Origin of the sequence: Paenibacillus terreus (genome assembly GCF_042138595.1) — a bacterium.
Classification (GTDB): domain Bacteria; phylum Bacillota; class Bacilli; order Paenibacillales; family Paenibacillaceae; genus Paenibacillus; species Paenibacillus terreus.
Genome location: NZ_JBHIRX010000001.1, coordinates 227564 through 248198 on the forward strand (window position 1 = coordinate 227564; position 20635 = coordinate 248198).

Genomic DNA, 20635 nt, shown 5'->3' on the forward strand with positions numbered 1-20635 from the left:
CCTAGGGTCTATTTGAGCTACTATAGATTCAGTTCATTATAATCGCAAAAAAGTTAATATAAAAGCGGTCCCTCTTTTTTTAAAGTACACCGATGGATGTTTTCTACTATAATTATAAAGAGGCTATCTTGAATTTTTGAACACCTCTTGTTTGGATCAAGCATCTTTTGCAGCAGGGGAGCAGGGTGAACATGAAGGTAATTCTTATCGACGATGAACTTCTTGCAATCGAGTTCCTGGAGCGACAACTGAAGAAGCTTCCGGATATAGAAATCGTAGGGAAATATTCTGACGTGGAATCTGGAAAGACAGAAATATTGCGTAAAGCTGTTGATGTTATTTTCCTCGATATCAGTATGCCTGAAATGAGCGGAATTGAATTGGCCGAGGACATTGTGAGAAACAAGCCGGACGTTTCGATTGTGTTTGTGACGGCATTTCATGATTTTGCGGTGCAGGCATTTGAATTGGAAGCGCTTGATTATGTCGTGAAGCCGGTAACCGTTCAGCGGCTGGCCAAAACGATTGAAAGAATTCAAAAACGCACTCATAACCGGCATGCAATCGGAGATGCTGCTGAGGAGCCTGCGCAGACGTCATCCATCCGTGTCCATTTATTCCGGCAGTTGATGATCGAGTCGCCCCTCGGCGAGCTTAAGCTGCTGCAGTGGCGCACCAACAAAGCACAGGAACTATTTCTATATTTGCTGCAGCACCGGGGGCAGCCGGTACGCAAGTCCATGCTTGTCGAGGTTCTGTGGCCTGACTACGAAATAGAAAGAGTGTATGCGCAGCTGTATAACACGGTTTATCATGTACGGCAGACCCTGCGTCCGTTCACGGATTACATAAAGCTCGAAACGGTAGCTGAGGGTTACATTTTGCAATTGCAGAACGTTCTGGTTGATGTCGATGAATGGAAAAAGATGCAAACTGCGCTGTCTGCCCCTTCAATGGGAGCTGTAAAGGACTATCTGAGGGTGATCGAAGCATACACGGGGGATTATCTTGGGGAATATGATTATTGGTGGCTCGAGAGTGAGCGGGAGCGGCTGAAAGCGTTGTGGCTGCACACCTCTTTCGCCCTGGGAGGATGGTATGAAGAGCAGAAGCTGATGAATGAAGCAGAAAAATGTTACTTAAAGATTTGCGACATATTTCCTCAAGAAGAAAAAGCTCATTTCGCATTAATGCAAATCTTTGCCGGCCAGCAAATGAACAATAAAGTGCTGCTTCAGTACGGCAGGCTGGAGAGCGTGATGCAGGAGGAACTGGGGATAGAACCTAGTATTCATATTATCGAGTGGTACGAGGCATGGAAAAAGAAAATGAAAATATATATATGACCAGCACCTTTAAATCTGGGTCGTCCAGATTGGGAGCTGGTTTTTTTTGTCTTGTTTTTGCAGCTTCGGGTCTCACAATTCTGTAAAGAATATGTAGAGATTTTGCCCGTACAATGTTCATTGTTCCATTTTGCCAATGTGATACGAGAAGAGGGTGACAAGTTTCAAAAGATGAACAGGAAAATTCTAGCCATGATCATGGCCTGGATGCTCATCCTTCAAGCAATATCCGGGGTCGGGGTTATGGCGAACGATGCTTATGCGGCAACTACGCCAGGTACAGGTCAAGGATCCGGAACGGAAGCGGACGGAGATCATGGAGGCGGGCTTCCAGCTTCGGATGCTGACGGGGGACTGGAGCCATCCGGACATAACGGCGTGGATACGACTGGAAAACGAGAATATTCAGGTAATAACGTGCTATCGCAAACAGAAAAAGGGAGTGCGCTGCCAGTGCAGCTTACCGGTCTGGCTATTCTGCTCCTGGGCATATGGTTGAAATTCCGCAAAAAACAATCGATAGAGTAGCTGGATTATACCTGGCACCTCCTGAAGGCTGTATATAAATCGGGAGGTGCATTTTTTTTGCTGTTACAAATTCACCTGTCAGTTGTTATAATCGGTTCTATGATCAACTGGTTTGACAGTTTATAGTCAAAGGATTGGATGTTTTTGCAGAAATTTATGGATACGTTATCTCCTAAAAAAATGATATGGATCCTGCTGTTGTTTGTTGTTATTTTGGCCGGGATAAGGCTGCTTTGGCTCAGCTTCAACATAGAACCGCCAACTCCTTCAGCAAAGCAGGGAGTTCTGGATCTGCGGGAATTATCTTTTGACGACAAGCGTGTTGTAACGCTAAACGGGGAATGGGAGTTTTATCCTGGAGAATTTCTGACGCCTCAATCCGCTGGGAGAGGACAGGAACAGGAGAATAAGCGGTGGATACAGGTTCCCGGCGCCTGGAAGCAAACGGACGGTATGGGAACCAATCTGGGAATAGGAACATATCGGCTGCGGGTCTTTATAGATGACCCCAGTATTACTTATGGCATTCGGGTATCGAGCATCCAGACGGCCTCAAGATTATATATTAATGGCGAGTTAGTAAAGGAGATGGGCCAACCGGCTGAGGCCCGCTCGCTGAATCATGCGAGAAATATTCCGTTCTCGGACTTTTTTCAACCAGATTCAAAAGAAATTGAGCTAGTTGTTCAGGTCTCCAATTTCGATTATCCCTATGCGGGAGGCATTATGAAGCCGATCAAACTGGGAACAGCGGCAGCTGTTTCGTCACAAACGCTTGTAGCGCAGGCTATGCAGTTGGTGGTGGCCATTGTCATTCTGATGTTTGTTTTTTTTAGCGCCATTCTGTTTATTATGGGTTATCGGAAAAAAACGGTACTTTTTTTTGTGGGGCTGCTTGTTTGCGCACTCACAGGATTGATGATGGACGACGATCGGCTGCTTGTGGAATGGTTTCCCATGGATTTAAGATGGGAAGTTAAAATCAGGCTTATAGCCTATATCGGGATAGGCTTATGCCTGATTTGGTTTGGACAGGCCATGTTCGCCCCGGGAGCTCTTAAAAGGTTTATGCGTTCGTTCAATATCTTCGGCGCAGCGGCTATTTTAGCTGCAGTCGCCCTTCCCATTGATTTTATCGTTTATCAGCGAAAGTTTCTTTTGGTATTGGTTTTGCTTAATATCACCATGGTTCCATATTTTGTGTTCAGAGCAATTCGTAGAGGGGAGAAGGATGCTTTCATTTTGCTACTGTCGGCAGCCGCGGTCTCGACCAATCAGCTGATCGGCGGAATTATGAAAACTTATTTATGGCAGGAGACACCCTTCTATCCTTTTGACCTGATCATTGCCTTTCTCGGTTTTGCCGCTTTTTGGTTCAACCGATTTTACCAGAATACACTGCGGGTGCAAAAGCTGGCCGATGATCTACAGCAGGCTGACAAGCTGAAGGACGACTTTTTGGCCAATACGTCCCATGAGCTCCGCAATCCTCTGCACGGGATTATTAACATGGCACAGTCGGTTCTTGATCAGGCCAGGGGCAAGCTTGAGCCCAAAAGCGAATGGCAGCTGGAGCTGATGATCAATGTCAGCCGAAGAATGTCGCTGCTTCTGAACGATTTGCTGGATGTGACCTTGCTGAAGGAACAAAACATTCGTTTGAATAAGGACCGGGTGAGCCTGCATGGAGCAGCAACCGGTGTGACGGATATGCTGCGCTATTTGTCGGAAAGGAAGCGGCTTGAACTGGTCATTGATATACCTGCGAATTTTCCGCTGGTGATTGCGGATGAAAACCGGCTTGTGCAGATTCTGTTTAATCTGGTCCATAATGCAATCAAGTATACGGAGGAAGGCACCATTACCATCCTCGCAGAGCTGAGGAATGACAAAGCGGTGATCAGAATCAAGGATACCGGGATCGGCATGGATAAAGAGATGCAGCAGCGAATATTGCTGCCTTATGAACGCGGCGATTCAGGCATGACGGCGATTGGCGGCGGGCTCGGTCTCGGACTCAGCATTACAAAACAGCTGGTTGAGCTTCATGGCGGGAAAGTGGAGATAAAATCCTCCCCGGGACGAGGCTCGGAGTTCTCATTTACCCTGGATGTAGAAGCCGGCCTTGCGAACTTTGAAGCAGCGCCAGCTGCCGAGTTCAAAGAAGATCAGCAGGCCCGCATGCTCCGGGAAGATGCAAGGCACGGTAAGCTGCTGCGTCCACTGCCGCAGGCTCCGGATCCTCTCCCGGCAGGCACGGGGGCTCCTTCAAATAAGCGCAGACCCAGAATATTGGTTGTGGATGATGACCCGGTTAATTTGGGGATCCTGGACGATATGCTCACATTGGAGCGTTATGAAGTTACGTCCGTATTAAGTGGGAAGGAGGCGCTGGTTAAGCTTCATCAAGGGGAATGGGACCTGGTCGTCTCGGATGTTATGATGCCGCATATGTCCGGTTATGAATTGACGAAGAGAATCAGAAGCCAGTTTTCGATTTCCGAGCTTCCGATTATTCTCCTGACGGCCAGGAACCGGCCGGAGGACGTGCAAGCCGCCTTTGGAGCGGGTGCAAATGATTATGTAACCAAGCCGGTGGAAGCCCTGGAGATCAGGCTGCGTATCCGTACATGGGTTGATCTGAAGCAATCCGTAGGTGACCGTTTGCGTATGGAAGCCGCTTGGCTGCAGGCGCAAATTCAACCTCATTTTTTACATAATGCGCTGAATACAATCGCTTCACTCAGTGAGGTGGACACGGAGCGAATGGTTGCTCTGCTCAATGAATTTGGCAATTACCTGCGCCGCAGCTTCGACCCGATCAATATGAACCAGCTGCTTCCGCTGGACTATGAACTGGAGCTGCTGCGTTCGTATCTGTACATTGAAAAAGAACGCTTTGGCAGCAGAATCAATATACAGTGGGAGGTTGCCAAGAAGTCGCACGGTACTGTGCGGGTTCCTCCGTTATCGGTACAGACGCTGGTTGAGAACGCGCTGAAGCATGGGATTCTGCCCAGGAGTGGTGGGGGGACGGTTACCATTGCCGTAGCTGATGGGCCGAGCTGGACCGAAATCACGGTTAAGGACGATGGTATCGGCATGGATGAGAAACGGCTGCAGGAAATTTTTCAAGACGGTATGGATTCAACCGAAGGAGTCGGTCTGAAGAACACGGATAGACGTCTAAGGCAGTTATACGGCAAAGGATTGCAAATCAGCAGCCAGCCGGGAATGGGGACGATTGTTTCCTTTATAGTCCCCAAAACACAGGAAGAGCGATAAAGCCAGAGCCGCGTTAAGGTTAGGAGGGATAAGATGAAAATTGTTGTTGCGCATGATTCGGACTATCGGTATATACAAGAGCATGACCGCCATATTTCAGAGAGCCTGATACAGGCGAAAATAAGAGCAAAAGAAATATATATTCTACGTGATGAGAACGAAAGTAATATCGGCTGGATGAGGTTCGGATATTTCTGGGACAACACCCCGTTCATGAACATGCTCTGGATCGATGAACAGCACCGGGGCAGGGGAGCAGGCGGGCAGGTTGTCCGCTTTTGGGAAAATGAAATGAAAAGCAACGAATACAAGCTGGTGATGACGTCTACTCAGGCCAATGAAGAGGCACAGCATTTTTATCGAAAGCTGGGGTACCGGGATGCAGGATGCTTACTGTTCGAAAATCAGCCGATGGAGATCATTTTGATCAAGCAATTGTCTTGAACATTGCAAGTGGGGAGAGGTAAATGTGGACAGCAAAAGCCTGATGGAGCTGCAAGCTTCAACTTTATATGTGCTTAATGAGCAAAAGAGAATCGTAAGGATCAACGAACAGAATGCACCGGCGGCTCCGGCTGTCTTTCTGGGCCATGCAAATGATGCAATCCTGCCCTATTACAATGAGAAATTGCCTGCTTCCGTCGTGGCCGAGATCAGCCGATATGCGGCTCTTCCACTCAATATTGCCGCCGTCCTGAACGCTGTCTCCGCATACAAACCCGTTAAAGGCATCTGGCTCGGTCCTGCTTTTGCCTGTGTGCAGCCCGCAACAGATACAGTATCCTCAGCGGTCGTTATCGATTCAGATAACAGGTGTTTACTGGAGCCTTATTTTGAGCAGCTTATATCTGAGCTTGAGGACCGTCTGCCTGCTGCCGCTTATATTGTAGAAGGCAAGGCCGTGTCTGTATGCTGCTGTGCCAGAAAATCGGGGCAGGCTGCCGAGGCGAGCCTGGAGACTGCGCCTCTTTACAGAGGGAGGGGATATGCGCAGGAAGCTGTAATTGCATGGTGTCAGGAAGTGCGGCGGCAGGGGCTGCTTCCCTTGTACAGCACTTCATGGGACAATCTAAGCTCGCAGAGGGTTGCGCATAAATCCGGATTTACGCAGTTCGGCAGTGATTTTAGCGTTTATGTTGATTAGCTGCCTTCCTTAGAGGGCTTCCCAAGAGAAGCCGGACTCATCCATGCGGGAGCCTGACCGCCATATTCGCGCTGCAGCCGCTCGACCTCATCGATCAACTCGGGTCCGATGGCAGCCCTGAACTGTTCATACAAGGGCATCCAGGCAGTCCTCCATTCCTGCAATGTCTTGTCATCGGGATATACGATCTCCATGCCGGAGGAATTCTTAATGCTGCTCCACTGCCTGCGGTTAATCTCCGTCGCATTACGGTTGGCCCACGTCTCCGTCTCCTCCATGGCGCTCTGAATTTGCCGCTGCAGGTCCGGCGGAAGCTCTTCCCAAAACTGCCTGTTCATCAATACGCCATACCCTAAATAGCTGTGGTTTGTAACCGTTAAATGCTGCTGCACCTCGTAAAGCCGCTTGGAATAGATGTTGGAAATCGTGTTCTCCTCGGCATCCACAGTGCCGTTTTCCACATTGCTGTAGATTTGATTGAAGGGCAGCGGATAGGTTGCGGCACCCAGTGAACGGTATTGCTCCTGAATGACAAGGCTCGGCTGAATGCGCACCTTCCGATTGCGCACATCCTGAGGATGCACGATGGCCTTATCGCTGGAGGTGATTTGACGAAATCCGTTGCCCCAGAATGCCATGGCGATCATACCGTGGTGTTCTGCGGACTTTTTCAGCTCCTCTCCAATTTTTCCCCGAAAAGCAGCCATCACCGCTTCCTCGTTCGGATAAGCAAACGGCAGGTCCATAGCCATCCATTCCGGAATGACTTCGGCAATGTTCGAGAAGCTGGGGGCGATCATCTGCACACTGCCGTTTTTCAGTGCTTCCATTTCATCGCTTTCGTTATAGAGGGACGCATTGGGGAACAGCTCGACACGCACCCGTTCTCCGGTTTTCTGCTCTACGAGATGCTTGAACTTTGCCGCTGCTTGTCCCTTCGGCGTATTCTCTGCAACGGAATAGTTGAATTTAATGACAATATCCTCATGCAGCCCGATCTGTTCATCGTCATAAACGAGCGGATCAGCGGGCAAATAGGAATAAAAGCCAATGACGGCGGCTGTCAGCAGTCCAAACATGACAAAAAGGCCGATGCCCCAAAATGATTTCATGATCTTTACTCCCCCGGTTGCTCAACAGAATGCTTTTAGTTTATCATACGCTGAGGGTTTTAGTGCAAGCGGTATCAATTACTTTCAGCTTTGAGACACTGGGGGGACAATGTGCGCAAGGGACTCCGGATTAAAGGAAAAATCACGATCCTGTCGTTTTGTATCGTGCTGTTTGCCCTCAGCATCGGCGGCATTATTCTGACAGGCCATATTGCTTTGCTCAAGGAGGATGAGCTGGGGCAGCGTCTGCTCGTGACAGCCCGGACGGTGGCGGAAATGCCTGCCGTCGTGGAGGATCTTACGGACAAAGACAAGCGTCCCGCTCTCCAGAATATTGCCGAACGAATCCGCATTGTCAATAACACGGATTATATAGTCATTATGGATATGAATGGCATTCGTTGGACCCATCCGGCAAACCGGCTGATCGGCACCAAATCCGGCGGAGCCGATGAGCGGGCTGCATTTGCGGAGCATACGTATTTGTCGAAGGCCAAAGGGGAGGAAGGCACAGCGCTGCGCGCGTTTGCGCCCGTGATGAACGAGGAGCGCGAGCAGGTGGGGGTCGTCCTTGCCGGCAAGCTGCTGCCGACGCTGGGCGCTTTAATTCAAAGCATGCGTGGAGAAATTTATGTGATATCACTGCTGACGCTGCTGTTCGGCATTTGGGGCTCCTGGCTGCTCGCCAGTCATATCAAAAAACGGATGTTCGAGCTGGAGCCGGAAGAGATTGCAAGGCTGCTTGTAGAACGGACAGCCACCTTTCAGGCGATGCACGAAGGGATTGTGGCCATCGACAGCGAGGAGAAGATCACCATATTTAATGACAAGGCCAAGGAAATGCTGCGTGTGCAGGGGGATGTGATCGGACGCCCGGTACGGGAGGTGCTGCCGGATTCCAGGCTTCCGGCCACACTGCGGGCCAACCGGCCCTTGTATAATCACACCGATTTCATCGGTCCTGCCCAGATTGTAAGCACCCGTGTTCCGATTACCGTAAAAGACAGGGTGGTTGGCGCAGTGTCCATTTTTCAGGACCGCACGGAAGTGACACGCATGGCGGAGGAACTGACCGGTGTCAAAGCGTTTGTGGAAGCGCTGCGGGTACAGAGCCATGAATATGTGAACAAGCTGCATACCGTGGGTGGGCTCCTTCAGCTTGGGGATGAGAAGCGTGCGCTTGCCTATTTGTACGAGGTGGTCGAGCAGCAGGAGGGGCTGCTGCGTTTCGTGAACCAGCGCATCCGAGTCGACAGCATCGCCGGTCTTCTGCTCGGAAAGATCAGCCGCGGCAAGGAGCTTGGAATTGAAGTGAGACTCGACAGTCGCAGCTGGCTTGAAGAGCTGCCGTCTGCCCTTGACCATCATGACATGGTGGTTGTGCTGGGCAATCTGGTGGAAAATGCGTTTGATGCTCTGCAGGACAAGCAGGGGATCAGAGAGATATTTCTGAGCATTGAGCAAAATGCGGAGGTCTGCTCCGTCCTGATTGAGGATAACGGCCACGGCATGAGCCAGGAGACCCTGGCAAGATTGTTCGAAATGGGGTATACAACGAAAAAGAGCGAGCATCGGGGAATCGGTATGCACCTGGTATACAGCATTGTGGATGGAGCTGGCGGCACGATAGCCATTGATTCGGAGGAAGGCGAAGGTACGAGCATTATGATTACACTGCCGATGCAGCGGGAGGAGGCGAATAATGGGGAGAAACGAGCCGACGAGAATCGTCCTGATTGAAGATGATTCGATGGTTCTCGAAATTCACAGGCAATTTATTGAGAAAGCGGGACCCTATAAAGTCATCGGCACAGCCGCAAACGGGCATGACGGTATGGAGATGCTGCGCAGGCTGAAGCCTGAGCTGGCGATTCTCGATATGTACATGCCTGTACAGGATGGATTAACGACACTTGGTCAACTGCGTCAGGAGCAGCTGAATATTGATGTCATTGCAATTACGGCGGCCAATGATCCGGAGACGATTCGCCGGGTGCTGCAGCTCGGGGCTGTGGATTATATTATGAAGCCCTTTCAATTCGAGCGGGTCAAGCAGGCTTTGGCGCAATACACGGCCAAGAGAGGCAGGCTTGCAGACGGCGGTTCCTTGTCGCAGACGGAGCTGGACCGCTTGCTGCATGGCCGGGAGCATTCAGGCGCTGCCGGGAATCAGGAGGAACAGGAGCTGCCAAAGGGGCTGCAGGCCATGACGCTGCGTCAGATCATCGCTTTTATGGGGGAGCAGGATGGCTCCCGTTCTGCGGAGGAAGTCGCGGAGGGGACGGGCCTGGCGAGGGTAACGGCTCGCCGTTATCTGGAGTATTTGCAGAAAAAAGGCGTTCTTTTGCTGGATGTCCAATATGGTGGAGTGGGCAGACCCGTTAACCGCTATAAACTGAATGACAATACACGGTGAATAAACATCGCAGATATGCATATAAATTTCATACTACGCGAAAAAAATCGCGGACAGGAGAGGAAGCGGATCGCCAACATCCGCCATGGGGAGCGATGCCATGCGGAGATGAAGTCATAAGGTTAACGGGCGTGGGAAAATTGCAGAAAATGCTGGTACCCAGAAAAGGAGTTGATCATGATGTGTGCATTATCCACATTATCCATACGAATTTGCTCCGATGAAGATTTGGACCTTCTTGCGGTTCTGAACAAACAGCTTATCGAGGATGAACAGAATGACAACAGCATGACTGCTAAACAGCTAAAAGAAAGATTGCGGACCTTCATTCATGGAGGCTATAAAGCCTATCTGTTTGAAGAGTGTGGTGAAACCATCGGTTATGCACTGGTAGATCATGGCCGGCAGCCTCTGTATTTAAGACAATTTTTCATATCGAGAAATTGCAGAAGAAAGGGTTATGGAAAATTGTCGTTTGAGAGACTGCAGCATTTTCTCGGTGTCCAAAATTTAGATGTTGAAGTGATGTATTGGAATTCTCCCGGATACGAATTTTGGAAGTCGCTTGGCTTCCGTGAGAGAAGTATTTATATGAGACTGTAGAAAGCAAACCTTTAGGTGCTAACACAAGTATCAGTTTGATTTAAAAAAGCGAGTATCGGTGGTCCGTCTTTCCACCGATACTCGCTTTTTCTCTTATGCATGCATTGTATCGATCAACGATTTCAAGACCTAAATGAACAAAAAGAACAAAACGGCCAAATTATTCCCACGCCTTCATGTAAGCGGTATCATTCAGTCTATGACATAGATCACAAAAGGGGATGTGCATTTCATGAGTATTCCGGCAGGTGCCAATACCAGCATTATTCTCCGGCTTGAGCTGGAGCGCAGCACGGCCTCTTTTGGGGGCATCGCCACCGCCATCAGCGAAGCGGGCGGAGATATCATCGCTATCGATGTTGTGCGTACCGATAAATTGACCACGACGCGTGACCTGACCATTAATGTAACCGATTCCAAGCAGACGGACCTCATCGTTGAGCTGCTTGGCCGGCAGGCGGGTGTGACCGTTGTCCACGTTTCCGACCAGACGATGCTGATGCATCTGGGCGGCAAGATCGAAATGAATCCCAAATATCCGATCAAAAACCGCAATGACCTTTCCCGGGTCTATACACCAGGCGTAGCACAGGTGTGCACCGCAATTGCGGAAAAGCCTTCGCTGGCCCATCAGCTGACCATCAAGCGCAATACGGTTGCGGTTGTATCCGATGGCTCCGCCGTGCTGGGACTCGGCAATATCGGGCCTGAAGCGGCCATGCCCGTGATGGAAGGGAAGGCCATGCTTTTCAAGCAGATGGCCAATGTGGACGCTTTTCCCATCTGCCTCGATACACAGGACACCGAAGAAATCATCCGCATTGTGAAGGCGCTCTCGCCTACATTTGGCGGCATCAACCTGGAGGATATTTCGGCCCCGCGCTGCTTTGAAATCGAGGAAAGGCTGGTCGAGGAGCTGGACATTCCCGTTTTTCATGATGATCAGCATGGGACTGCCGTCGTGCTGCTCGCCGGGCTGTTGAATGCTTTGAAGCTGACAGGCAAAGAACTCTCTGCATGCAAAATCGTAGTATGCGGCCTGGGCGCTGCCGGAACCGCCTGTGCCAAAATGCTCGCGGCCGCCGGAGCGGCCAATATCATCGGAGTAGACCGGGAAGGGGCTATCCAGCGCGGCGGCCGTTATGCCAATCGGGGTTGGCAATGGTTTGCGGACCATACCAACCCGCACGGGGAATCCGGCAGATTGTCCGATGTCATTACAGGTGCTGATGTGTTCATCGGGGTATCCGGCCCGGGTGTGCTGCAGGTGGATGACCTGAAGCGCATGGCCACAGATCCCATTGTGTTTGCGATGGCCAATCCGACGCCGGAAATTTTGCCTGAAGAAGCCGAGCCATATGTCCGGGTGATGGCGACAGGCAGATCGGATTATCCGAATCAGATCAACAATGTGCTGTGCTTTCCGGGGATGTTCCGCGGGTTGCTGGACTGCAGGGCGGCACGGGTAACCGACGAAATGAAGGTCGCAGCCGCCAAGGCGATTGCTTCCGTAGTCAAAGACGAAGAGCTGAACGAAACCTATATCATCCCGAGCGTATTCAATCAGGCGGTCGCAGAGCGTGTGAGCGAAGCGGTCATTGCGGCGGCACATGAAGCAGGCGTGGCCCGCAGAAACCGCGACAAAGCGCCGGTGCTCAGCTGACACAGCCATTCAGGAGGTTGAACGAATGAAAAAGAAGCTATGGAAAAACCTGTCCGTACAGGTGCTGACAGCAATTGTCCTGGGGATCATCTTCGGCATTCTGTTCCCGCAATTTGCCGACCAGATGAAGATCATCAGTGATATATTCATCAAAATGATCAAAATGGTCATCGCCCCGATTGTGTTCATGACGATCGTCATCGGCTTCGCCAACATGGGCGATATGAAAAAGATCGGCCGGATCGGCGGCAAAGCGCTGCTGTACTTTGAAATTGTGACAACGCTGGCCATGGCGATCGGTGTGGCCGTCATGTATCTGGTCCGTCCCGGTCATGGCATGAGCACTCAGGGCGTTTCAGCGGATGCTGTGGCGAAATATCAGGAGCAGGCCGCGGAATCAAGCCACGGATTTCTTGATTTTATCGTTGGCATCGTCCCGGACAATGCGATAGGTGCCTTTACCGGAGGCGATATGCTGCCCGTGCTGTTCTTCTCCGTCCTGTTTGGCCTGGCTATGGCAGGCTTGGGTGAGAAAGCAAAGCCGGTTACCCATTTTCTTGAAAGCGCTAACGAAATCTTCTTCCGCATTGTGGCCATGATCATGAAGGTATCTCCTGTCGCGGCATTCGGCGCAATGGCCTATACGATTGGCAAATTCGGCGTAGGCTCCCTGTTCTCAATCGGCAAAATGATGGGTTCGGTCTACATCACGATGTTTTTGTTTATCGTTGTTGTCCTTGGTCTGATTGCACGTATGAACGGGTTCAGCCTGTTCAAGCTGCTGCGTTTTATCCGGGAAGAGCTGCTGCTTGTACTGGGCACGTCGTCTTCCGAATCAGCTCTGCCACGTATCATGAACAAGCTGGAGAAATTCGGCTGCTCCAAGCCGGTGGTAGGTTTGGTTGTGCCGACAGGTTATTCCTTTAATCTGGACGGAACCTCCATTTATTTGTCCATGGCGGCGATGTTCATTGCCCAGGCTTATGGTGTGGAGCTGACCATTACTCAGGTGCTCGTGCTGCTCGGTGTCCTGATGCTGACCTCCAAGGGGGCGGCGGGCGTTACCGGCTCCGGGTTTGTTACGCTGGCTGCGACGCTTGCGGCCATACCGAACAACGTCATTCCGGTCGAAGGCATGGCGCTGCTGCTGGGCGTGGACCGCTTTATGTCCGAAGCGCGCGCGATTACGAATATCGTGGGCAACAGCGTGGCAACGGTCGTCATCGCGAAGAGTGAGAAGGAATTTACACCACCGGAGGAGCAGGGACTGGAGATCGGGTCCGTCCGTTCCCTGCAGGGGGAGAGCACTGACCCGGCCGTATAAGTTGAAGTAACTGTATCCCCCAATAAAGACAGGGAGCCCTATCGGCTGTTCCCTGTCTTTATTTTTTTACACCTGCCGAATGATAAGGCAAGTTCAATGCAGGCACATCAAGAAAATATTGAATAGCCAGTGCACATGCCCCCAGAATGGTGGATTTCTCCCCAATAGAGGAAATGAGCAGGTTTTTATAATGACCCGTTTTTGAAGTCAGCTTTTGTTTAATTTTATGGATGGAATCCGGATAAATGCGCAAAAGCTCGCTATCAATAATAATCGTCTCGGGGTTAAAAATATTAATGATGTTGTTAATGCCGATGGAAAGATAATAAATAAATTGTTCCAACGTTTCCAGAACCTTCGGGTCCTCATTGATAACCCAGTCGCGAGCCTGCTCGTACGTAACCTGAGGCAGCTGCTTATGCTGTGCCAAAGCGGCCAGGACAGATGCATCAGAGGCGTACTTTTCCCAGCAGCCTTTATTTCCGCATTCACAGGGCCTGCCATCCGGCATAACGATCATATGGCCGATTTCACCGGCAAATCCATCATGACCGCGATAAAATTTATTGTTGATAATCATCCCCAGACCGATGCCTGAATAGAGCGTCAGGGATAACAGACTGTCCGTTTCGTGATGACAAAACACATTTTCGGCAAAAGAACTAAGGTTTGCATTGTTTTCAAGATGCACATCAATACCAACAGCCTTTTCCAAATCGTTTTTCAACGTTACGCTGCTCCAGCCCAAACGGGGGATATAATGAATTTCTTCATTTGAAGAGACCAGACCGTGAACTGCTACAACTATACCTACAATGCCATACCTGCTATCAGAATAATCTTTAATGTATTTGGAGACATGCTGGATTAGAAGCGGCAGAATTTCATGATATTCGGTAGTGTCAACATGGATCGTAGTATAAGAAAGCGAATTACCCAACAAATCGGTAACTAGAAATGAAATATGCCCTGCATCGAGATCAATCGCCAGTGCATAACCTGTCTTAGCATTAATAGAGAGCATAATGGGTCTGCGCCCGACGGAGTTATGCTCCAGCTGCTGCTCTACGACAAGTTCTTCGTCTAACAGATCGGCAACCTGTACGGAAATAGTGGCACGTGTCAAAGCTGTCAGTTTTGATAGATCCGCCCTTGAGATCATTCCTTCCTTAGCAATTTCTTTAATTATGAGTGATCGGTTAATTTTTTTTATATAGGAAGCATCGCCTGTAATCATCTAATTCCTCCAGTTTGTAAACGTTATAACATATTCCATTTCCCAGTATAACACTTAAACTATTTAAAAACTTGCCTTATGAAATAAACGATTGACACGACAAAAATAACTTGCTAATGTTATCTTAATCATTAATTTGTTTATTGAACTAATTAATTATGTAAGGGATTACAGCAAGTAAAAATTCAGAGAAGGAGGGGTGAAATTTGAAGTCATTTATGGAGCCTGATTTTCTTTTGAATACAGCAACCGCTTTTGAACTGTTTGAAAATAAAGTGAGGCAGCTGCCGATTTTCGATTTTCATTGTCATCTGGACCCTAAAGAAATTTGGGAAAACAAACCATACTCAAATCTCACTCAGTTATGGCTGGGAGGAGATCATTATAAGTGGCGGGCTATGAGAATAAATGGAATCGGAGAAAAGTTTATTACCGGAGAGGCTGAGGACTGGGAGAAATTCCAGGCCTGGGCGGAGACCGTCCCCCATTTGGTTGGCAACCCGCTGTATCACTGGACGCATCTGGAGCTGAGAAGGTTTTTCGGGATTGAGAAGGTGTTAGGCCCAGCTACCGCTCGCGAAATTTGGGAGAAATGTAACGACAAGCTGCAGCAGGCGGGATTTACACCAAGGGCTTTCATTGAACAAGCGAATGTAAAGTTCATTGGCACAACGGATGATCCGCTGACCCAGCTTGAATATCACAAACTTTTGAACGAAGATGCATCTTTCGAGCCCGTTATTGCTCCCACCTTCCGCCCGGATAAAGCGCTTAATATTGATGATCCGGCATTCGTGTCATGGATAGATCGTTTGCATTTCGTCACCGGGTATCCAATTGAAAATGTAAGAGATCTGGTAGCCGCCTTGAAACAGCGGATTGATTATTTCCATGAGCATGGGGCGCGGGCATCGGACCATGATATCCAGAAGCTTCATTTTATAGACATGCCATTGGAGGCAGCTGAGCGAGTTTTCGCCAAAAGGCTGAGTGGTCATCAACCGCTCAATGAGGAGGAGATATCGATTTACCGTTCCTGCCTTCTCAGAGAGTTGGGTAAATTGTACGCCGAGAAAAAGTGGGTTATGCAGCTTCACATGGGGGCCATGCGAAACAATAATACAAAAATGAAAACGCTTCTCGGTGCAGACGCAGGCTTTGATTCCATTGGCGAGTCCAACTTTGCGGAGGGGCTTTCCCGTTACCTGGATGCCCTTGACCGGGAGGATGCTCTCCCGAGAACCGTCCTATTTAACCTGAATCCCAAAGATAATGCCATTCTGGCAGGCATGATGGGGAACTATTATGAGGAAGGGGTCCCCGGAAAAATACAGCTTGGTTCCGGTTGGTGGTTTAATGACCATATCGACGGAATGGAAAAACAGATGAAGGATTTGGCGAATGTAGGCCTGCTGAGCCATTTCATAGGTATGCTTACGGATTCCCGGAGTTTTCTCTCGTATGCCCGTCATGAATATTTCCGCCGCATCTTATGCAATCTGCTGGGTGAGTGGGTGGAACAGGGACTGGTCCCATGCGACTTGGACCACATTGGACAATTGGCGCAAAACATTAGTTATTATAATGCCCGTCAATTTTTCCTCCAAAGGTAACGCAATTATCGAACAAGGAGTGCTGTATATGCTGTATCCGATTATAACTGAAACGCGCAGCTTGCTTGATCTGAATGGAGTGTGGAGCTTCAAGCTGGATCAAGGCACAGGTTTTACAGAGCAATGGTATAAGTCCAGGTTAAAAAATACGATACCCATGGCGGTTCCTTCCTCATTTAATGACATTGGTGTAACCGCTGACATTCGGGATCATGTAGGCTGGGTATGGTACGAAAGGGAATTTACATTGCCCGGTGTTATGCTGAACGAACGGATCGTATTAAGATTTGGATCAGCTACACATACGGCCAAGGTATATGTAAACGGTGAATTGGTTACCGAGCACCAAGGGGGATTCCTGCCCTTCGAAGCTGTTCTTAATGATTATGTTCAAGCCGGGCCAAACCGGTTGACTGTGGCCGTTAATAACATTGTTGATTATTCGACGCTGCCTGTAGGGCTTTATACGGAAACCGAGCTTCCGGGAGGCGGCAAAAAGCTAAAAAACCGGCCCAATTTCGATTTCTTCAATTATGCCGGAATTCAGCGCCCAGTGAAGATTTACACTACACCTCAAACATTTATTCAAGATGTCACAATTGTTACGGATATAGACGGTAATTCAGGTGTTGTGAATTATATTGTAGATGTTGCAGGCTCCGCACACATTCGTGTAACCGTGGTTGATGAAGATGGTCAGGCGGTTGCTGCAGCCGATGGCGTGGAAGGTACTGTAAGGATCTCCGATGTACGGTTATGGCAGCCTTTGAACGCTTATTTATATACGTTGAAAATCGAGCTTGTTCAGGGTAACAGCGTGATCGACGTGTATGAACAGCCCTTTGGCGTAAGAACTGTGGAAGTTAAGAACGGCCAGTTCCTCATTAATAATAAACCGTTCTATTTTAAAGGATTCGGCAAGCATGAAGACACGCCTATTCATGGCAGGGGGATAGATGAAGCTTCCAATATCATGGACTTTAACCTGATGAAATGGACGGGAGCTAATTCCTTCCGTACCGCTCATTATCCCTATGCGGAAGAAACCATGCGTCTAGCTGACCGGGAAGGGTTTGTCGTCATTGACGAAACTCCTGCTGTAGGTCTGGACCTGAATTTTCTGGTCATGTTAGCCGGTGGTGAGAAGAAAAATACGTGGAAAGAGGTACAGACCTTTGAACATCATCAGCAGGTTATCAAGGATTTAATCAGACGTGACAAAAATCATCCTTGTGTAGTGATGTGGAATGTAGCCAATGAGCCGGCTTCTTATGAGGAAGGTGCCTATGAATACTTCAAACCGCTTATTGAACTGATGAAGGAAGCGGATCCACAGAAACGTCCCGTTACCCTGGTCACTCATGTCGAGGCTTCGCCGAAGGCAGATAAAATTGCAGATTTGGTGGATGTACTTGCGTTCAATCGTTATTACGGCTGGTATATTGATGGAGGAGATCTGGAATCAGCGCAGGTTAAATTGCGCGAGGAACTTAACAGCTGGTTGCAACGTTGTCCCGGCAAGCCAATCATGATGACTGAATACGGAGCTGATACGGTAGCTGGACTCCATGATGTGGAGCCCATCATGTTCACAGAAGAATACCAAGTGGAGTTCTACAGAACAAACCATGAAGTGTTTGATGAATTTGATCATTTCATAGGGGAACAGGTATGGAATTTTGCTGATTTTGCTACAAGCCAGGGAATCATTCGTGTGCAGGGGAATAAAAAAGGGATCTTTACCCGGGATCGCAAACCGAAAGCGGCTGCCCATGAATTAAGGAAACGATGGATGCAAATCCCTGATTTCGGCTATAAGAAGGGTGAGTAAAATTTCAGAGGGAGTATTCATGGGAGTTTAAAAATTCCAGTGGATCTCCCCATACCTCCTCACTATCCGGGTTGAGCACTCTAAATTAAAAACGCTTACAATTATCAATTGACGATGGATCAGGCAAGTGGTATTCTACAACAAAATTAATTAGTTTATTGAACTTATTAAATCTACAGTGAGATGTCTAACTTATTTTTCCGGGGGGACAAACATGAGTACTGAGAAAAGCCTCGAAAACTTGAATATTGAGCAATCTGGTGCAAAGATCAGAAAGTTTGGGCTCAGAGACAAAATCGGGTATCTTTTGGGAGATTTAGGCAATGACTTTTTCTTTATGCTCGTAGGAGCGTATTTGATGGTATTCTATACGGACATTATGGGAATCAGCCCGGTTGCTGTAGGGGTTCTGTTTATGGTTGCAAGGCTGTGGGATGCCCTCGCCGACATTACATGGGGCAGATTTATTGATACAAGAAAACCGGGCAAACACGGGAAGTTCCGGCCCTGGATTTTCAGAATGTCATTTCCGCTGGTCATCAGCGGGGTATTAATGTTCATTCATATTCCCGGAATGTCAGACGGCTTTTATCTTGCTTATGCCTATGTCACGTATATTGTATGGGGCACTTTGTACAGCACTGTCAATATACCGTACGGATCCATGGCATCCGTCATCACAGGCAATCCTGTTGAACGTACGACCTTATCTACGTTCCGTACGCTGGGAGCGACCATCGCTCAACTGTTTATCAACGCAATTGCCCCTTTAATTGTCTTTGTAGACAACAAGTTAGATGCAAACCGGATATTACTTGCTGCCATTCTTTTCGCCATTTTGTCCTTGACTTCTTATATCGGATGTTTCCGATTGTCTACAGAGCGAATTACGTCCAACAATTCAAGTAATAAGACACAATCCTCTATGTCTGCAACGCTAAAAGGATTGGTGAAAAACAAGCCTTTGATTTCAATTTTGGTTGCTTCGTTAATATTCATGGTATTTCTGATCTTAATTTCAACTGCCAACGTATATTTGTTCAAAGACTATTTTGGCAGCGCTTCAGCATTGAGTCTGGTGGGCGTTATGCAGGTGGCAACCGTAATCATAGCTATTCCGTTAGCAAAGCCTCTTGTTGCGAAATTTGGCAAGAAAGAGGTAACCTCTGCCGGTTTGCTTCTGACCGTCATAGTATACGGAATCCTGTACTTTTTACCGGATCTTACAGCAACTCAATTTGTGATTGTCTCAGCTGTCGGCATGTTCGGATATGCTTTCTTTAATTTGATGATCTGGGCTTTTGTAACGGACATTATTGATTATCATGAATCTTTAACAGGTTTGAGGGAAGACGGGACCATCTATTCTGTTTATTCATTTTCCCGCAAGGTTGGTCAGGCGGTCGCCGGCGGAGTTGGCGGCTTCGCCATTGGTCTTGTAGGCTACAATGTTAATCTTGAGGTCCAGGATCAGAAAACACTGGATGGAATCCATATGCTGGGTACACTTGCGCCAGCGATTATTGTACTGGTTGTATTTTTAATTATTGCTCTCATTTATCCGTTAAGCAAAAATCGAACTCTTCAGCTTGCCGAGGATTTGAAGAAAAAAAGAAACAGTTAAGTTATGAGAGAATGGGTACAAAGCTTCTATATTTAGTGGAGGCACACTAATTTACAGGTCTTAGCGCAGTAGTAATACCGCCTAAGATCTTTTTTGTTTTTCCAAATCATAAGTATGAGGTATAGTGAAGAGGTGCTCTGGAGGGGGAACTGACGGTTGAGCAGCGTGTAGAGCGCAGCATGAACTGCATCATGACATAATTTTCGATTTGCCATGATTTCAGGGTGGGAGGAATAAACATGCCATTGCCTATGGTTCATTTAAGCACTGCCGTAACCTATGTGGAGCGAAAAAATCTGCAGGAGATTCCGGGACTGTTCTATCTGGGCAATATCGCGCCGGATGCCATCCATATGAGAGATGGGAGCACAAGCGAGGACAAGCAGAGAACCCATTTTGAGCATAAGAGTCAAGGGGAAGACCTGAAAGACGTCAAATTTTTGTACATGGAATATATGGCTCATCATGAAGCTGCCGCTTGGAAATGGTTCGTTAAAGGTTATTTTATGCATGTGCTAACCGATTATTATTGGTTCAAGCTGTTATACCCCGGATATGTTGGGTATGCTGACAGGCTTGGGCTGTCAGACCAGGAGAAGAGAACCTATTATTATCAGGAAACGGATCAGGCTGACTTTCATCTGTTCAGGCAGCAGCCTTGGCGGGAGCGCGTCTGGTTGGCCATGGACGATGCGGAGATTTATGACTTCGGAGATTTGCTAAGTGCTGACGAAATCAGCAGATGGAGGGACCGTACGTCCGCCTTCTTCGCGGACCCGGCGAAGGAGCCGCAAATCAAGCCAGAGTACTTTTCGGATGCGCTGATTCAAGGATTTGTGACAGATACGGCGGAGAAGCTGATGCCGCTCTTTGATGAATGGGATAAGGTGGCGGGTTGGAAGCTTTAAG

16 protein-coding genes are annotated in these 20635 nt (G+C 48.6%); 14 read left to right on the forward strand and 2 right to left on the reverse strand.

Translation table 11 applies throughout. The features are described 5' to 3' along the window. The first annotated feature begins 191 nt into the window (after positions 1 to 191). The 5 genes from ACE5KN_RS01055 (at position 192) to ACE5KN_RS01075 (ending at position 6303) form a co-directional block, all read left to right on the forward strand. Positions 192 to 1346 carry a response regulator gene (locus tag ACE5KN_RS01055; RefSeq protein WP_375525099.1) on the forward strand — a complete coding sequence of 385 codons (1155 nt, stop codon included), beginning with the start codon at positions 192 to 194 and terminating at the stop codon, positions 1344 to 1346. A gap of 171 nt (positions 1347 to 1517) precedes the next feature. Then, the gene (locus tag ACE5KN_RS01060) at positions 1518 to 1874 is read left to right on the forward strand and encodes a hypothetical protein (RefSeq protein ID WP_375525100.1); all 357 of its coding nucleotides are present in this window, start codon (positions 1518 to 1520) and stop codon (positions 1872 to 1874) included. Positions 1875 to 2054: 180 nt separating this feature from the next. Then, positions 2055 to 5159 (forward strand): hybrid sensor histidine kinase/response regulator, encoded by a 3105-nt coding sequence (locus ACE5KN_RS01065; RefSeq protein ID WP_375533018.1) that lies wholly within the window; start codon positions 2055 to 2057, stop codon positions 5157 to 5159. A gap of 33 nt (positions 5160 to 5192) precedes the next feature. Beyond that, positions 5193 to 5603, forward strand: a complete 411-nt coding sequence (locus ACE5KN_RS01070) for a GNAT family N-acetyltransferase (protein WP_375525102.1) — start codon at positions 5193 to 5195, stop codon at positions 5601 to 5603. A 25-nt stretch (positions 5604 to 5628) separates the two neighbouring features. After that, positions 5629 to 6303, forward strand: coding sequence for a GNAT family N-acetyltransferase (locus tag ACE5KN_RS01075; protein ID WP_375525103.1), 675 nt, complete (start codon positions 5629 to 5631; stop codon positions 6301 to 6303). On the opposite strand, the gene ACE5KN_RS01080 is transcribed toward ACE5KN_RS01075, so the two are convergent. Further along, positions 6300 to 7415: a DctP family TRAP transporter solute-binding subunit gene (locus ACE5KN_RS01080; protein ID WP_375525104.1), complete on the reverse strand. Its 1116-nt coding sequence runs from the start codon at positions 7413 to 7415 to the stop codon at positions 6300 to 6302. The genes ACE5KN_RS01075 and ACE5KN_RS01080 overlap by 4 nt on opposite strands. Before the next feature lie 111 nt (positions 7416 to 7526). Between ACE5KN_RS01080 and ACE5KN_RS01085 the strand changes: the two genes are divergently transcribed. From ACE5KN_RS01085 to ACE5KN_RS01105, 5 genes are all read left to right on the forward strand, one after another. Further along, positions 7527 to 9155 carry an ATP-binding protein gene (locus ACE5KN_RS01085; protein ID WP_375525105.1) on the forward strand — a complete coding sequence of 543 codons (1629 nt, stop codon included), beginning with the start codon at positions 7527 to 7529 and terminating at the stop codon, positions 9153 to 9155. Beyond that, the gene (locus ACE5KN_RS01090; protein WP_375525106.1) at positions 9118 to 9831 is read left to right on the forward strand and encodes a response regulator; all 714 of its coding nucleotides are present in this window, start codon (positions 9118 to 9120) and stop codon (positions 9829 to 9831) included. The genes ACE5KN_RS01085 and ACE5KN_RS01090 overlap by 38 nt, the downstream gene beginning before the upstream one ends. Before the next feature lie 177 nt (positions 9832 to 10008). Further along, positions 10009 to 10434, forward strand: a complete 426-nt coding sequence (locus ACE5KN_RS01095) for a GNAT family N-acetyltransferase (protein ID WP_375533019.1) — start codon at positions 10009 to 10011, stop codon at positions 10432 to 10434. A 232-nt stretch (positions 10435 to 10666) separates the two neighbouring features. Next, on the forward strand, positions 10667 to 12097 hold the full coding sequence (locus tag ACE5KN_RS01100; protein ID WP_375525108.1) for an NAD-dependent malic enzyme: 1431 nt from the start codon (positions 10667 to 10669) through the stop codon (positions 12095 to 12097). Positions 12098 to 12122: 25 nt separating this feature from the next. Then, the gene (locus ACE5KN_RS01105; RefSeq protein ID WP_375525109.1) at positions 12123 to 13421 is read left to right on the forward strand and encodes a dicarboxylate/amino acid:cation symporter; all 1299 of its coding nucleotides are present in this window, start codon (positions 12123 to 12125) and stop codon (positions 13419 to 13421) included. Positions 13422 to 13479: 58 nt separating this feature from the next. Here ACE5KN_RS01105 and ACE5KN_RS01110 read toward each other — a convergent pair whose 3' ends face one another. After that, positions 13480 to 14658, reverse strand: a complete 1179-nt coding sequence (locus ACE5KN_RS01110; protein ID WP_375525110.1) for an ROK family protein — start codon at positions 14656 to 14658, stop codon at positions 13480 to 13482. A gap of 206 nt (positions 14659 to 14864) precedes the next feature. Between ACE5KN_RS01110 and uxaC the strand changes: the two genes are divergently transcribed. The 4 genes from uxaC to ACE5KN_RS01130 all read left to right on the forward strand — a co-directional run bounded on the left by uxaC (position 14865) and on the right by ACE5KN_RS01130 (position 20634). Further along, positions 14865 to 16271 carry a glucuronate isomerase gene (gene uxaC / locus ACE5KN_RS01115; protein ID WP_375525111.1) on the forward strand — a complete coding sequence of 469 codons (1407 nt, stop codon included), beginning with the start codon at positions 14865 to 14867 and terminating at the stop codon, positions 16269 to 16271. Positions 16272 to 16299: 28 nt separating this feature from the next. Further along, complete coding sequence (uidA, locus tag ACE5KN_RS01120) at positions 16300 to 18102, forward strand: beta-glucuronidase (RefSeq protein ID WP_375525112.1); 1803 nt, start codon at positions 16300 to 16302, stop codon at positions 18100 to 18102. A 214-nt stretch (positions 18103 to 18316) separates the two neighbouring features. Then, the gene (locus tag ACE5KN_RS01125) at positions 18317 to 19726 is read left to right on the forward strand and encodes an MFS transporter (protein ID WP_375525113.1); all 1410 of its coding nucleotides are present in this window, start codon (positions 18317 to 18319) and stop codon (positions 19724 to 19726) included. Positions 19727 to 19965: 239 nt separating this feature from the next. Further along, entirely contained in the window at positions 19966 to 20634 is a 669-nt protein-coding gene (locus ACE5KN_RS01130) for a hypothetical protein (protein ID WP_375525114.1), read from the forward strand. Position 20635 lies beyond the last annotated feature (1 nt).

Bases quoted from the DNA above. Each gene is read 5' to 3' on its own strand.
- ACE5KN_RS01055 (WP_375525099.1), top strand. From the start codon at position 192: ATGAAGGTAATTCTTATCGACGATGAACTTCTTGCAATCGAGTTCCTG.
- ACE5KN_RS01060 (WP_375525100.1), top strand. From the start codon at position 1,518: ATGAACAGGAAAATTCTAGCCATGATCATGGCCTGGATGCTCATCCTT.
- ACE5KN_RS01065 (WP_375533018.1), top strand. From the start codon at position 2,055: ATGATATGGATCCTGCTGTTGTTTGTTGTTATTTTGGCCGGGATAAGG.
- ACE5KN_RS01070 (WP_375525102.1), top strand. From the start codon at position 5,193: ATGAAAATTGTTGTTGCGCATGATTCGGACTATCGGTATATACAAGAG.
- ACE5KN_RS01080 (WP_375525104.1), bottom strand. From the start codon at position 7,415: ATGAAATCATTTTGGGGCATCGGCCTTTTTGTCATGTTTGGACTGCTG.
- ACE5KN_RS01090 (WP_375525106.1), top strand. From the start codon at position 9,118: ATGGGGAGAAACGAGCCGACGAGAATCGTCCTGATTGAAGATGATTCG.
- ACE5KN_RS01095 (WP_375533019.1), top strand. From the start codon at position 10,009: ATGATGTGTGCATTATCCACATTATCCATACGAATTTGCTCCGATGAA.
- ACE5KN_RS01100 (WP_375525108.1), top strand. From the start codon at position 10,667: ATGAGTATTCCGGCAGGTGCCAATACCAGCATTATTCTCCGGCTTGAG.
- ACE5KN_RS01105 (WP_375525109.1), top strand. From the start codon at position 12,123: ATGAAAAAGAAGCTATGGAAAAACCTGTCCGTACAGGTGCTGACAGCA.
- ACE5KN_RS01110 (WP_375525110.1), bottom strand. From the start codon at position 14,658: ATGATTACAGGCGATGCTTCCTATATAAAAAAAATTAACCGATCACTC.
- uidA (WP_375525112.1), top strand. From the start codon at position 16,300: ATGCTGTATCCGATTATAACTGAAACGCGCAGCTTGCTTGATCTGAAT.
- ACE5KN_RS01125 (WP_375525113.1), top strand. From the start codon at position 18,317: ATGAGTACTGAGAAAAGCCTCGAAAACTTGAATATTGAGCAATCTGGT.
- ACE5KN_RS01130 (WP_375525114.1), top strand. From the start codon at position 19,966: ATGCCATTGCCTATGGTTCATTTAAGCACTGCCGTAACCTATGTGGAG.